The 13,200-nt window shown below is 44.4% G+C and carries 11 protein-coding genes and 1 riboswitch; of the genes, 6 read left to right on the forward strand and 5 right to left on the reverse strand.

Annotation, left to right across the window (positions count from 1 at the left end; genetic code table 11):
* Positions 1-199 precede the first annotated feature (199 nt).
* The 3 genes from PAE54_RS11740 to PAE54_RS11750 all read right to left on the reverse strand — a co-directional run bounded on the left by PAE54_RS11740 (position 200) and on the right by PAE54_RS11750 (position 3,292).
* Positions 200-1,195: a DUF2804 domain-containing protein gene (locus tag PAE54_RS11740; RefSeq protein WP_326519572.1), complete on the reverse strand. Its 996-nt coding sequence runs from the start codon at positions 1,193-1,195 to the stop codon at positions 200-202.
* A gap of 227 nt (positions 1,196-1,422) precedes the next feature.
* Positions 1,423-2,652, reverse strand: a complete 1,230-nt coding sequence (trpB, locus tag PAE54_RS11745) for a tryptophan synthase subunit beta (RefSeq protein ID WP_273778536.1) — start codon at positions 2,650-2,652, stop codon at positions 1,423-1,425.
* On the reverse strand, positions 2,636-3,292 hold the full coding sequence (locus tag PAE54_RS11750) for a phosphoribosylanthranilate isomerase (RefSeq protein ID WP_326519573.1): 657 nt from the start codon (positions 3,290-3,292) through the stop codon (positions 2,636-2,638). Before PAE54_RS11750 ends, trpB begins: the two co-directional genes overlap by 17 nt.
* A 133-nt stretch (positions 3,293-3,425) precedes the next feature.
* Positions 3,426-3,638: riboswitch (cobalamin riboswitch) on the forward strand.
* A 37-nt stretch (positions 3,639-3,675) separates the two neighbouring features.
* Here PAE54_RS11750 and PAE54_RS11755 point away from each other — a divergent pair.
* From PAE54_RS11755 to PAE54_RS11775, 5 genes are all read left to right on the forward strand, one after another.
* Positions 3,676-5,559, forward strand: a complete 1,884-nt coding sequence (locus tag PAE54_RS11755) for a TonB-dependent receptor plug domain-containing protein (RefSeq protein WP_326519574.1) — start codon at positions 3,676-3,678, stop codon at positions 5,557-5,559.
* A 96-nt stretch (positions 5,560-5,655) separates the two neighbouring features.
* Positions 5,656-6,234, forward strand: a complete 579-nt coding sequence (locus PAE54_RS11760; protein WP_326519575.1) for a cob(I)yrinic acid a,c-diamide adenosyltransferase — start codon at positions 5,656-5,658, stop codon at positions 6,232-6,234.
* Positions 6,235-6,273: 39 nt separating this feature from the next.
* Entirely contained in the window at positions 6,274-6,987 is a 714-nt protein-coding gene (locus tag PAE54_RS11765; RefSeq protein WP_326519576.1) for a glycerophosphodiester phosphodiesterase, read from the forward strand.
* A 400-nt stretch (positions 6,988-7,387) separates the two neighbouring features.
* Positions 7,388-8,554, forward strand: coding sequence for an acyl-CoA desaturase (locus PAE54_RS11770; RefSeq protein WP_326519577.1), 1,167 nt, complete (start codon positions 7,388-7,390; stop codon positions 8,552-8,554).
* Positions 8,555-8,678: 124 nt separating this feature from the next.
* Complete coding sequence (locus PAE54_RS11775; RefSeq protein ID WP_326519578.1) at positions 8,679-10,121, forward strand: protein adenylyltransferase SelO; 1,443 nt, start codon at positions 8,679-8,681, stop codon at positions 10,119-10,121.
* Positions 10,122-10,125: 4 nt separating this feature from the next.
* Here the strand turns inward: PAE54_RS11775 and PAE54_RS11780 are convergent, their stop codons facing one another.
* Both PAE54_RS11780 and baeS read right to left on the reverse strand, forming a co-directional pair.
* A complete protein-coding gene (locus PAE54_RS11780; RefSeq protein ID WP_273779407.1) occupies positions 10,126-10,815 on the reverse strand; it encodes a response regulator in 690 nt (229 codons plus the stop codon).
* Entirely contained in the window at positions 10,815-12,476 is a 1,662-nt protein-coding gene (gene baeS / locus PAE54_RS11785) for a sensor histidine kinase efflux regulator BaeS (RefSeq protein ID WP_326519579.1), read from the reverse strand. The genes PAE54_RS11780 and baeS overlap by 1 nt, the downstream gene beginning before the upstream one ends.
* 128 nt (positions 12,477-12,604) lie before the next feature.
* Between baeS and PAE54_RS11790 the strand changes: the two genes are divergently transcribed.
* Positions 12,605-13,012, forward strand: coding sequence for a hypothetical protein (locus tag PAE54_RS11790; RefSeq protein WP_326519580.1), 408 nt, complete (start codon positions 12,605-12,607; stop codon positions 13,010-13,012).
* The last annotated feature ends 188 nt before the right edge of the window (positions 13,013-13,200 follow it).

Raw genomic sequence — 13,200 nt, forward strand, 5'->3', positions numbered from 1 at the left:
TCACTAAAATCAGCGAGTGATGGCATGGAGTGCTGAAGGGTTAAATCTAAATTCTCAGATAAAGTCATAAAAAAAAAATGAGCGTATTTATATACACTCATTTTTACAGCATTTTGCTAAATGTTGCTTAACTGACTGGCATTAATCACAAGATGGCTTTTTTTTAGTCATGCGCCAGCAAAATTATTTCAGCCCAGCCTTACCATTTCGCATAATGCTGCTCGAGCAGGCCATACTCGTTTAAACATATAATTTCTGGCTGCCCTTCGCACTGAATGGTGCCGGAAATCTTAGCCTGCCACTGGCTGAACTGGCTGCCCACCAGGCGCAGATTAATATTTTCATAACGCCGCCAACTGGTTTGCACACTCAAATTTAACCGGTTATCCAATGAACGAATGGTCCAAAACTGTTCATCCTGCTTTTCAAACAGAACATCCTGTAGAGGGTAAAGTACGCCATTCACCCATAAGCAGTTTTCATTGCCAAAACTCTCATTCACACCAGAGGCCAAATTAATCCCGACACGGTTATTCTGGACATCCCAAAAATTACAGGATAACCAGAACCAAGCCGTTTCTGGTCTTAAAAAACCACAGGTATCATCCAGAGAAGCCAGACTCCGCTCATGAAATTGGATCACTTCGCGCTGCCGATTCACAAAAAAACCTTCAACGGCCAAGGTGGTCAGTTTTTGGGTATAAGTCCAGCCATTAATTCCGGTTGGACTACATAAACTGAGCGGCTCGGTTCCCGCACAAAAAATTCGCGCACTGAGCTTGATTTCACCATATTTAGTCACCCGGATATAGCGCACGCCATGCGCATGCTGAATATCAATCTGAAAAGGTGACTTATAAAAAAAACTCTGGTTAAGCAGTGGCTGCTCATCCAACTGGGTTTTACGACCAAAGGGCTGAATAGCATTCCATTCAGAGGCATGCTGCGTCATATGATCATAAATATAGACAAAGGCATGCGCTGCCCAGCCCATATCAACGATCGCAATCCCCATAGAATAGTGTTCATGCTGAATACTGCAGAATTTGTATTTTTTGTATTTTAATCGTCTGCGCCAACCAGTAACGATGTCGCCATAAGGCGTTCGATAGATATATTTGTTGAGATCAATACTGGCGGGCAATTTATCAAAACGCCCGTATCGCGGTTGTCCATTCGATTGAATTAAATCCATTAACCAGTTCCATCTAGAGCCAACAAGCCGGTTTAGCTCAGTTTTATTATGCCTCGCGATTCTTGAAAGAATAGCAATTTTATGTGTTGTTTAGATTCCTACGATGATTAAAGCAGCAAAAATGCCTTCATCATTTTTTAATGCTTGCCTCATCCAGTTTCGAGAAAATTAAAATTGAAAACATCTGGCTGACAAGCAGCCAGATGTTTTGTTTATTTACAGCAGAATTACATATCGACGATCGGGATACCGTCAAGACGTGCCATGGTCATCAAGTCCTTATCCCCACGACCCGAAACGGTCGCAATGATAATTTGGTCTTTCGACATGGTTGGGGCCAGCTTGGTCACATACGCCATGGCATGTGAGCTTTCTAATGCTGGAATGATGCCTTCGATTTGCGTTAAGTCACGGAAACCTTGTAATGCTTCCTGATCATTAATTGGCACATATTCCACACGGTGCATATCTTTCAGGAAGCTATGTTCTGGGCCTACACCCGGATAATCCAGACCAGCAGAAATACTATGCGTTTCGATAATCTGGCCTTGTGCATCCGACATCAGATAGGTACGGTTACCATGTAATACACCGACATGACCCGCATTCAATGGTGCTGAGTGTTTACCGGTTTCAATACCCAAACCTGCGGCTTCGACCCCATACATTTTCACGTCGTAGTCATTCAGGAATGGATAGAATAAACCAATCGCATTGGAACCTCCGCCCACACAAGCGACCAATGCATCTGGTAAACGTCCTGCCTGCTCTAGAATCTGCTGACGTGCCTCACGACCAATCACCGACTGGAAGTCACGTACCAGCATTGGATAAGGGTGTGGACCTGCAACCGTACCAATAATGTAGTAAGTGCTGTCGACGTTGGTGACCCAGTCACGCATCGCTTCATTGAGTGCATCTTTCAGGGTTTTCGAACCGCTTTCAACTGGAACGACTTTGGCACCGAGCAAACGCATACGATACACATTCATGGCCTGACGTTTCACGTCTTCAGCACCCATGTAGACCACACATTCCAGTCCCAAACGCGCAGCAATAGTTGCAGTTGCAACACCATGCTGGCCTGCACCGGTTTCAGCGATAATGCGTTTTTTACCAGAAAGCTTGGCCAATAAAGCCTGACCAATCGTGTTATTGATTTTATGTGAACCGGTATGATTCAGGTCTTCACGTTTTAAATAAATTTGTGCCCCACCCAACTCGCGTGACCATCGTTCAGCATAATAAAGTGGACTTGGACGTCCAACGTAATATTTTAGATCTCGGTCGAATTCTGCCAGAAACTGTTCGTCATTCTTCATACGGTTATAAAGATTTTCTAAATCTTCCAATGCCGCCATCAGCGTTTCTGACACAAAACGTCCACCATGGATACCAAAATGCCCTTTGGCATCTGGATACTGGGTGTAATCAATCACGTTATTTTGCTGATCCACGTTGGACTCCTTGCATAAATCGTTCAATGAGTTGTTGGTCTTTAATACCTTTTGCGGACTCGACGCCTCCGCTCACATCCACGGCAAAGGCTTGCGTGGTGTGTATAGCCTCTTCAATATTCTCTGGCTTTAAACCGCCGGCCAAAATCAGAGGAATTTCTAATTTAGGGAACGCGGACCAGTCAAAGCTATGCCCGGTCCCCCCTTTCAATTCCGGATGCCAAGCATCTAATAAAACGGCACTTGCACCCGCTGTTTGATAACGCTGAATTTCAGCCACCACATCCAGATCTGGTTTCACCTGAATCGCTTTATACCACCGTCTTTGACATTGTGCTGCAATCGCTTGGCATTGTTCTGGAGTTTCATCGCCGTGTAATTGCAAAACATCCAAAGGCACTTTTTGTAGTATCTGTTGAATCTCTGCTGCACTGGCATTCACGAATAAACCGACCAGCTGCACATACGGTGGAAGCACATCAGCCAATTGTTGAGCTTGCTCAATACTTACATTTCTTGGGCTTGGTGGGAAAAATACCAAACCAATCGCATCTGCACCCGCAGCAACAGCAGACTGAATATCTTGAGGACGAGTAATACCACAAATTTTGGCACGCGTTCGCATGGAATATAAACTCATGTCATGCCTGATTCATAGCCGATCTATAAATCATGGAGGCGAATCATTGTAATGCAATTTTTTTGGTTTGCGTTAAACTTCACTTTTAAATATCCCATCTATACGTTGTTTAAACGAGCCCTTACCCTTATACTGCGCGCGTTTTGCAACAAGTCATGAACTAATCAGTTCTAGGGAAGTTGGTGAAAAGCCAACACTGCCCCCGCAACGGTAATAATGAAACGTCTGTCATCTTAAGTTTTACAACTTAACACCACTGCACATTATTGGTGTGGGAAGGTGGATAGACAAATATCCGCTGATATTACATTTGAGTCCGGAGACCTGCTTGTTGTGTTCTTTTTCTCAATCATTCACGGGGTGTGAATGTTATGGAGCACAAAATGTCTATCTCTTTACAGCCTACAGCTCTCGTGGGCGCTATTGCTATGGCAATGGGTTTCTCTTCTAGTGTTTCTGCACAGCCCATTACAGATCAAAATACGGTAAATGCTTCTTTAGAAACACTGGTTGTTACCGCGACACGTTCTGAAGAAAAAATTGGTGATGTACCAGTACGCATTTCTGCAATTGATAAAAATACCATTCAACAATCATCAATTGCTGATTTAGGTCAACTATTACAACGTGATGCAGGTTTGACTGTTGTTCAAAGTGGTGGAATTGGACAAACATCATCTTTATTTATTCGAGGAGCGGACTCTAATTACTCTCTCTTTTTAAAAGATGGAATCAGTTTAAATACGGCTTTAGATGGTGGAGCGAGTATTCCTTATATTGATTTAAGCGATGCCGTTCAAATTGAAGTTTTAAAAGGTCCTGGATCAGTTCAATATGGTACAGATGCGATTGGTGGTGTAATTAATATTCGCACCGCTCCACCAGAAAAACAGCAGTTATTCATTACGGGTGAAATAGCTGAAAATAATACCTATAAAACTGTAGTTGGCGCTGATTTAGTTAATGATGGTATTTATGCTCAAATACGTAGTCAGCGTTTAGAAAGTGATGGTACACCTGTTACTAACAAAGATACTGAGCATGCAAGTTATGATCAAAAAGGTTATAGCGCTAAATTAGGGTATGAAAAAGAGAGATATGCAACATCGTTCAACATTAGCGAAAATAAAGGTACCAATGTGTATTATGGTGGATTAAATGATTTCCTCAATCGTTTAATCAGTCTAAATGGCCGATATAACCTAACCTCTGGTCTATCTTTAAACATGCGCTATTCAAACTTTAAAGATGAGCTCACAGGTAAAAGCTATTTTTATTACTTTAATACTGAGCGAAATGAAGCGGATGCTAATATTCGCTGGCAATATACTGATCATCAAAACCTCTTAATAGGTACTTCAATAAATAATGCAGATATAGAGAGCTTATCGATCTTAGGTAGAACAAAGAGTTTAGATACAACTGGTTATTATTTACAACATCAATATAACGATGGTGGGATTCATACTCAGGCAGGCCTCCGTATTGAAGATAATGACCAATTTGGTACACATACTGTTGGTCAATTAGCAGGTCGTTATAATCTCAATTCAAAAACTAGTATTTACAGCAATCTTGGAACAGGTTTCAAGGCACCTACAGGTAATCAACTGTTTTACTCTTCCAGTTTTTATGATTCTCAACGAAATGAAACATACATTACTAATGGAAATATTAAACTTAAACCAGAGGAAAGTGTTTCGTATGAAATAGGTGTAGATCACCAACTAACTCATAATTTACTTACTTATGCTTCTGTTTATCAAACAAAAGTTAAAAATCTTATTGAGTACACATCCGACTACAGTTTATATCCAATGATCTACTCAACTTATGAAAATGTAAGCAAGGCTAAAATGACGGGTGGTGAAATAGGACTTAAATGGAAAAAAGATGATCTTTTCCTAACAACCGAATATGCTTATGTTAAAACCAAAAATGAAGACTCTGGTTTAGAGCTCATTCGACGTCCAAAACAAAGTTTAACTTTAACTACGGGCTTAGAAAATAAAGTTTATGGCTTAAGTGCATCCTTAATTGCGAAATCTAGTTCAAAAACTTCAAATTACCCACCTCAATCTGAAAGCACACCGGGTTATATGACAATTGACTTAAACACCTATTGGAATATAAATCCAAATATAAAATTATTTACCAATATCAAAAATATAGGTGATGTTAAATATAAAACAGCAAAATATTATAAAGATGAATTCTATATAAACGGTGGCCGTCTCGCCTCTGCAGGTATCACTTTCCGCTACTAAGCAAACCAACTCCAATTCAATTTCAAAACAGCGCATTTTGTGGATAATGACCCTCCAGCATTATCCACTTTTTTGTATTAACTTTCAGGAAACATCATGGGCCACCGTTTAAGTAAAATTTATACCCGCACAGGCGACTCAGGAACGACCGGTCTTGGCGACGGTTCACGTGTTGCCAAAGATGACTTGCGTATTGCCGCACTCGGCGATGTTGATGAGCTTAACGCCTGTATTGGCATTTTACGTTCACAGATTGCAGTCAGCACGATCGAAGATAAGACGCAATGGGATAAATCTCTCAGTCTAATCCAGCATTGGTTATTTGACCTCGGTGGTGAAGTTTGTATTCCAAACTACACCATGCTACAAACAACCTGTATCGATTTTCTAGAACAGCAAATCGACCATATGAATGATGTTTTACCTATGCTGAAGGAATTTATTTTGCCAGCGGGTACGCTGGTCTGCAGTTATGCCCATCAGGCCCGTGCGGTCTGTCGTCGTGCCGAACGTAGCCTGATGTCGGTGCATCACCGTGATCAAAATATCCAGCCCACTGCGTTACAGCTTTTAAATCGCCTCTCAGATTGGTTGTTTGTCGCTTCGCGTACCTTACAACGAGCAGAAGGTGGACAAGAAGTTTTATGGCAAAAGAACATTAACGACACAATTTAAGCGTAAAATATAAGTTAGCGCTTTTATGTATTGATCCTTATGCGAATTATTGGTCATCGTGGTGCCCGAGGTGAGGCACCGGAAAACACCTTAGGTGGCTTTCAATATCTACGCGACCTCGGTGTCCGTGCCGTTGAATTTGATGTTCGACAGCTTAAAGACCGTTGTCTGACGGTCATCCACGATGATAATTTTCTACGCACCACGGGTCTGAACTATTCGCTGTATGATTGTAATGAAGCCGATTTGGAGCATTATGATCACCGTAACGATTGGGCCCACTGGCCACACAGAGAAACCACGCCTAAACTGATCCAAGTGCTGAATTTGCTCAATGACTTCGAACATATCGAAGTGGAGATCAAAGAAGTGCCTTCGATGCACGAGGCCGAGCAACTGACAGAAACCCTGCAATGGCAGCTCAAAGGTCTGGAAGATCGGGTCATCATTACCAGTTTTGATGAAAAAATTCTGCAGGCGCTACAACAAAGCCGTAGCCCTTTTAAACGTGGGCTCTTGGTTGAAACTGATCTCAAAGCCAAAGCGATTGAACACGCGCATCAGCTCGACTGCCAACATATTGGCTGGATGGATGAGTTGGCTAGTCCTGAAATGATTCAACTGTCGCATCTGGCACAGCTCACCATCAGTGTCTGGACCGTCAATAATGTCGACCGGGCCAAGGCTCTTCGGGATGCAGGGGTACAAGGACTGATTACCGATATTCCTAAAGTGATGCAGCAACATCTCTAAGTTTGCTTGCTTTTAAATACATCACCTTGATTTGTGATGAGGGATTGATCACCCGCTGCCTAATGATCTGCCAACCGCCGCCCCATGAAAATTCTGCACTCTGGACTCAGGCTCGGCACTCATGCAAAAAAAGATCGTTGAATAATTTTTTTGTCGCAAAACTGTATAAATTTTCCACTATCGTTAATCAACAGAAATCCCCTAATAAATTTCGGGAATTCCCATTAAACCTAGGTCGAATACCGATACTGTTTAATACAATACAACTGTACAATAATGCTAGTGAATATTTGTTCACCCATGCTAATATGCCGCACTCATAGCTATAACACGCTTCAATGCTTTAGCTGTGTAGTTTTGTTTTACACCTTGACTAAGGTCATTAGGAGCGCTGTTGGAGATGAATCCTCCCTTACCCAAAGCCCCAATTAACTGGATTGCGATTTTTGCACTGGTATTCTTACCGATTGTTGCCATCATTGCGATTCCACTGTATGCCTATTATCACGATTTTAGCACTGCTGCCTGGATCAGCCTGTTTGTTCTGTTGGGTGTCAGCAGCCTGAGCATTACAGCCGGTTATCACCGCCTTTGGGCGCATCGTGCTTATGAAGCGGCTTTACCGTTAAAAATCATCCTGATGCTAGGCGGTACCTTTGCCGTACAAAACAGTATTCTGTTCTGGGCATCCGGTCACCGTACCCATCACCGTCATGTGGATGATATTGATCAAGATCCGTATTCAATCAACCGGGGGTTCTGGTATGCGCATCTTGGCTGGATGCTACGTGACTACCCTGCGGCGGAACCAAATTTTAAAAATGCACCAGATCTGTTAAACGACAAGCTGGTCATGTTCCAACACAAATATTATGTACCGCTGGTAATTCTAGTTCATGTCGCTATTCTGGGTACCATCGGTTGGGCAACCGGAGATATGTGGGGGGTTGTACTTTTAGGTGGTTTACTCCGTCTGATTGTGAGTCATCACGTGACTTTCTTCATTAACTCATTGTGTCATATGTGGGGCAAGCGTCCTTATACCGATGAAAACACCGCACGTGACAACTTCTGGTTAGCGATTGCCACTTGGGGTGAGGGTTATCATAACTATCACCATATTTTCCAATACGATTATCGTAATGGTGTCAAATGGTGGCAATATGATCCAACGAAATGGCTGATCTGGAGCTGCTCAAAAGTCGGTCTGGCCAAAAATCTACGCCGTATTCCGAGCTTTAATATCAAAAAAGCGGAACTGGCGATGAAATTTAAATATGCCGAACAAGATCTGGCGATTTATGGTCATGATGTCAACTCTGACATGCAAGTGATGAAACAACGGATCGCACAGGAATATGAAGCTTTTACCCACACCTTAAATGACTGGGCAAAGCTTAAAGAGCAGGAATTACAAGCCAAAAAAGTTTCAATGGCGGAAAAAATCCATCAGATGGATCATAAGCTCAAAGCTGAATTCCAGCAGGTTGAACAGCGTCTGGGTCATCATCGTGAGTCGCTTGACAGCTTAATGCACAGCGTCAAAAAGAACGCCGTCTCAGATTAAATGATCTTTTTGAGAAAGCCCCAGCCTTGGGGCTTTTCTTTTACCGTCCACGACCTAAAGCCCGTGAAGTCCACACATCGGGTTTGTTATAGTAAGTCATCCAAAGTCAGCTGATCATTTACTCATGCAGTTTTATGCGCGTTACCCGAGTCTTCATCCAAAACTCTACCACCAGCAGCCCCCTAACCCGCTAAAGTCTCCTGTCGCAGGGCACTTTAATGTTGCATTGGCTGATGAATTACAGTGGACTGAACAAGAAAAAGCACAGTGGGTGAAAATTTGTAGCGGACAGCAAACCTTTGCCGAATTCCCCGCACTGGCCATGGTTTATGCGGGTCATCAGTTTGGCCAGTGGGCCGGACAACTCGGAGATGGCCGAGGCCTGCTCATCGCTCAGGTACTTAACCGACAGGGACAGGTAATTGATTTACACCTCAAAGGTGCGGGCATGACGCCTTATTCACGCATGGGCGATGGCCGTGCAGTGTTACGTTCCGTGATTCGTGAATATCTGGCTGGACATGCCTTGAATGCACTCGGTGTACCGTCGAGTCATGCTGTAGGTTTTACCAGTTCACATCAGGGGGTGCAGCGTGAGACCTTGGAACGCGGTGCCATGTTGCTACGTACTTCCGACTGTCATATCCGTTTGGGGCATTTTGAATGGATCAACCAATATGCACCCGAACTACTGCAGGAATTTACCGAGAAATGTATGGAGTGGCATTATCCAGAATGCTTGCAGGCTGAGCGGCCTCTTTTAGCCTTTGCCACACAGGTCATCCAACGCACGGCGATCATGATTGCCCAGTGGCAACTCGTCGGCTTCGCGCATGGAGTGATGAATACCGATAACCTGAACATCACTGGTTCTACCCTGGATTTTGGCCCATACGGCTTTATGGAGCGCTTTCGTCCGAACTGGATCAACAACCATTCCGACTATCAGGGTCGTTATACTTACCAGAATCAGCCGAGTATCGGGCACTGGAACTTGTGGGTCTGGCTGAATAATCTCGTGCCGCTGGCCGCTGAAGCTGAAAAAGACCAGTTCAAGGCAGACCTGGCTGAATGCCTGGAACAGTATGAAACCACCTTTTTGGCTCATTACCGTCGTGGCCTGTGTGCCAAAATGGGTTTGCCTGACTTTCATCAAGACAGTTTTGATTGTGCTTTGGCTTTTTTACGGATTTTGCAAAGCGAGCAACTCGATTACACGCAAAGCTTTATCCGATTGCAAAATCAGGACTATAGCGCGCTTCGTGATGACTGTCTGGACATCCGCCAGTTCGACAGTTTCCTACAGCAGTATCAGCAGATTCGTGAGCATCAGGATGTGGATGAACTCAATGCGGCCATGCGGCAGGTCAATCCACGTTATATCTTGCGTAACCACATGGCACAACGTGCCATTGAGCTGGCAGAACAGGATGATTTCTCCGAGGTGGATCGGCTGTTTAAATTACTCAACCAGCCTTTTTTACATCAGCCTGAATTAGAGCAGCCACAAGACTTGGCGCCTTTACCAAGTGATGTCCCGGAAATTCAGGTCAGCTGCTCGTCCTAAGGGGTTAGTGCTCTTCCGGGTAATCAAAACGATAGCCCACGCCATACACCGCCTGAATCCACTCATGGCGGTTACCAGTGTCGGCCACTTCCGTAATCTTGCGACGCAGGTTTTTGATATGGCTATCAATGACACGATCGGCCACATCAAAACTGTCCGGATTAATATGATCCAGGAGCTGGGCACGTGAATAGACCTGTCCCACATGCTCTAAAAACAGTTCCAACAAGCGGAACTCGGTCGGCGTCAAGCTCAGCGGTTTTTGCTGATACCAGATCCGCTGTTGCGCTTTATCGATACGGAACAAATCATTTTGCTCCGGCTCCACTTTACGTTCCAAACGACGCAACACAGCCTGCACCCGAGCCACCAGCTCCTTCGGGCTAAACGGCTTACAGACATAGTCATCCGCCCCCATATTCAGACCCAGCACCCGGTCAATTTCTTCCGTGCGCGCGGTGACCATAATGATTGGGATATCTGACTGTTCACGCACCTTACGGCAAATCGTTAAGCCATCCATACGAGGCACCATCAGATCCAGAATCATCAGCTGAGGTTTACGGGTTAGGAAACTGTTATAGGCCTCTTGCCCGTCATGGAATACGCTGACTTCAAAACCTGCCGCCTGTAAATAATCACGGACCAAATGCGCCAGCTCGACCTCATCTTCTACCAACATCACATGTTTCATCATTTCAGATCCTTATCTTGATTTTTTTGGGAAAAAGTCAGTTTGCAACGCAGTCCACCGAGCGGAGAATGTGCAAAACTCAATTCGCCACCCAAGGCTTCTGCAATCTTGCGCGAGAGCGCCAAGCCCAGACCGGTACCGCCAGTACTACGTGTGCGTGAATCATCCACCCGATAGAAACGCTCACCTAAACGTGCCAACTGAGCATCATCCAGACCAAACGGACTGTCATCGACATATAAGCTCCAGCTTTCTGCCAACTGTTCGGTATGAATATGAATCTTGCCACCGGCTTGTGTGTAACGAATACTGTTTTCCAGCAAGTTCACCAAAATCTGTTTAAAGCGGTCAATATCCAACTGTAACGTAGTGCCATGGCCTTGTAACTCAACACTCAACTGCGCCTGGATCAATTTCGGCTTAAAGTTTTCCACTTCCTGCAGCACCACTTCCCACGGATCGACTTGAGAAAAATAGCATTTCAGTTGCTGAACATCGGCTTGTGCCAGATCAGCCAGATCCATCGTCAGTTTTTTCAAACTGCTGACCTGACGCAGCATGGCCTCAAGATGCTCAGGCGTCGCCTGTCGAATGCCATCCTGCATCGCCTCAATTTGTGCCTGCAATACACTGAGTGGGGTTTTTAATTCATGCGAGGTATCGGCTACCCATTGTCGACGTGACTGTTCATGCTGGTCCAACATACTGGCCAACAGGTTAATCTGATTGGACAAATCTCCTAATTCATCATTACGCTGAATCTGAACCTGATGCTGAAAATGTCCTTTAGTCAATTCACGAGTCGCTTGTAACAGACGTAATATCGGCTGCTTGAATGAGGTTGCCAGAAGTAATGCCACCACCAAGCTCGCCAGTACCGCAAATGCATATACGAATAGCAAATAACGCTTCTGATTACTGAAGAAGTTGATACTCAAGGCATCCTGCTGATTCAGTACCGGCTTTAAGCCCAAATACCCAACGACTTTGCCCTTTACCTCAATCGGGCGGTAAGCCACAGGCTCATTCGATGGTTCACCCACCACAAACTGGCGCTTAGCATCATACAACGACAAACGCGAGCTCAAGCCCAAACGGTCAGGAATCGGAATAAAGCGTTTTTTCCCATTCGTGCTGCTGGTGTCCTGTTGTGCAGCATTGTTTTTTTTACCTTCAGTACGAAACAAATCATTGGCGCTGAGCGGAAAAACCAGTCCTTCAAAAGGCTGATATTCTGACGGTAGATTTTGTGCCATCAGGCGTAATTCTTCGGCATCCAGCAACGGTGCAGCATTGGTGCTATTCGGTGTAGCCTGCAGTAAGGTATGCTGGCTAAAATAGTTTTGTTGCCAAGCGATATCATACTGACGGCGTAACCACCAACGTGACAAGCGGTCATAATCATCCGGTGCAGCATCCCCTTCGATTTGCAGAATTTGGGCTTGAATGGCATTGCCCCAATCCTCATAAACCCCATACACACCCGCCAGATTCGCAATCAGGTGATCCAGTTTCTGCATTTCCACATCTGCCACATACTGGGCAAAGTTACGCTGCATGGTCCAGTGCAAAATCCCCAAGCTGACCGTGGTAATCACCACCGTGGTCAACAAGACACTGAGAAACAGACGCAACGCAATGGGAATACGAAGAATTTTCAAAATTTCACGCTCATGGGAATGGCTTCATCATTGTAACCAAACCACAGCAAAAAACGCCTCCATTGTTTCTTCATCTTTATTGTTTAATGTTAAACAACCCTTCTTCTTTGGCGTCAGGGATCATCCTCATGAATAAAATGAAAAAAATCGCAATCTTCGGTGCCAGTCTGTTTGCTGTGACCGCCTTAACCGCCTGTCAGTCTCCTCATGCAACTCAAGAGTCTGCTCAGCATCATATGCATGCCATGCAGCAGCCTATGGACATGATGTCAGATGATCAGCATCGTCACATGATGGCCCATATGCAGGAAGGCCGGATGGCTGCAGGTCAAGAGTTAACACCGGAACAGCGAGCTGCCTGGGAAAAACATCGTGCAGAACATCGCGCCCATTTTGAACAGGTTCGGAAAGCTTGTGAAGGAAAAACTGCGGGACAGTCGGTACAGGTCAAACTCGGTGACACAACAATTCAGGGCACCTGTGAACTTCGTTTCCAACCCAGCGCCCCAGCCATGATGCAACAACCAAAACATTAAATTGGCAAAATATAACAATCAAGGCACAACAGTGCCTGGTTGTTTTTCGAGCTTCATCTTATGCCCAATCAACTCAACCATGTAGAAAAATTAATAAATTTAAAATAGTTAATTAGGGTCTGTTGACATTTACTGTTCATAATTAAACCTATAGAGGTAGCCATAAAAATATACAGGCTAAAGCAACA

This window comes from Acinetobacter minutum, from assembly GCF_035916735.1.
GTDB lineage: Bacteria > Pseudomonadota > Gammaproteobacteria > Pseudomonadales > Moraxellaceae > Acinetobacter.

Coding starts and splice junctions, on each gene's coding strand:
- PAE54_RS11740 (WP_326519572.1), bottom strand. CDS start 1,195: ATGGATTTAATTCAATCGAATGGACAACCGCGATACGGGCGTTTTGAT.
- PAE54_RS11750 (WP_326519573.1), bottom strand. CDS start 3,292: ATGAGTTTATATTCCATGCGAACGCGTGCCAAAATTTGTGGTATTACT.
- PAE54_RS11755 (WP_326519574.1), top strand. CDS start 3,676: ATGTCTATCTCTTTACAGCCTACAGCTCTCGTGGGCGCTATTGCTATG.
- PAE54_RS11760 (WP_326519575.1), top strand. CDS start 5,656: ATGGGCCACCGTTTAAGTAAAATTTATACCCGCACAGGCGACTCAGGA.
- PAE54_RS11765 (WP_326519576.1), top strand. CDS start 6,274: ATGCGAATTATTGGTCATCGTGGTGCCCGAGGTGAGGCACCGGAAAAC.
- PAE54_RS11770 (WP_326519577.1), top strand. CDS start 7,388: ATGAATCCTCCCTTACCCAAAGCCCCAATTAACTGGATTGCGATTTTT.
- PAE54_RS11775 (WP_326519578.1), top strand. CDS start 8,679: ATGCAGTTTTATGCGCGTTACCCGAGTCTTCATCCAAAACTCTACCAC.
- PAE54_RS11780 (WP_273779407.1), bottom strand. CDS start 10,815: ATGAAACATGTGATGTTGGTAGAAGATGAGGTCGAGCTGGCGCATTTG.
- PAE54_RS11790 (WP_326519580.1), top strand. CDS start 12,605: ATGAATAAAATGAAAAAAATCGCAATCTTCGGTGCCAGTCTGTTTGCT.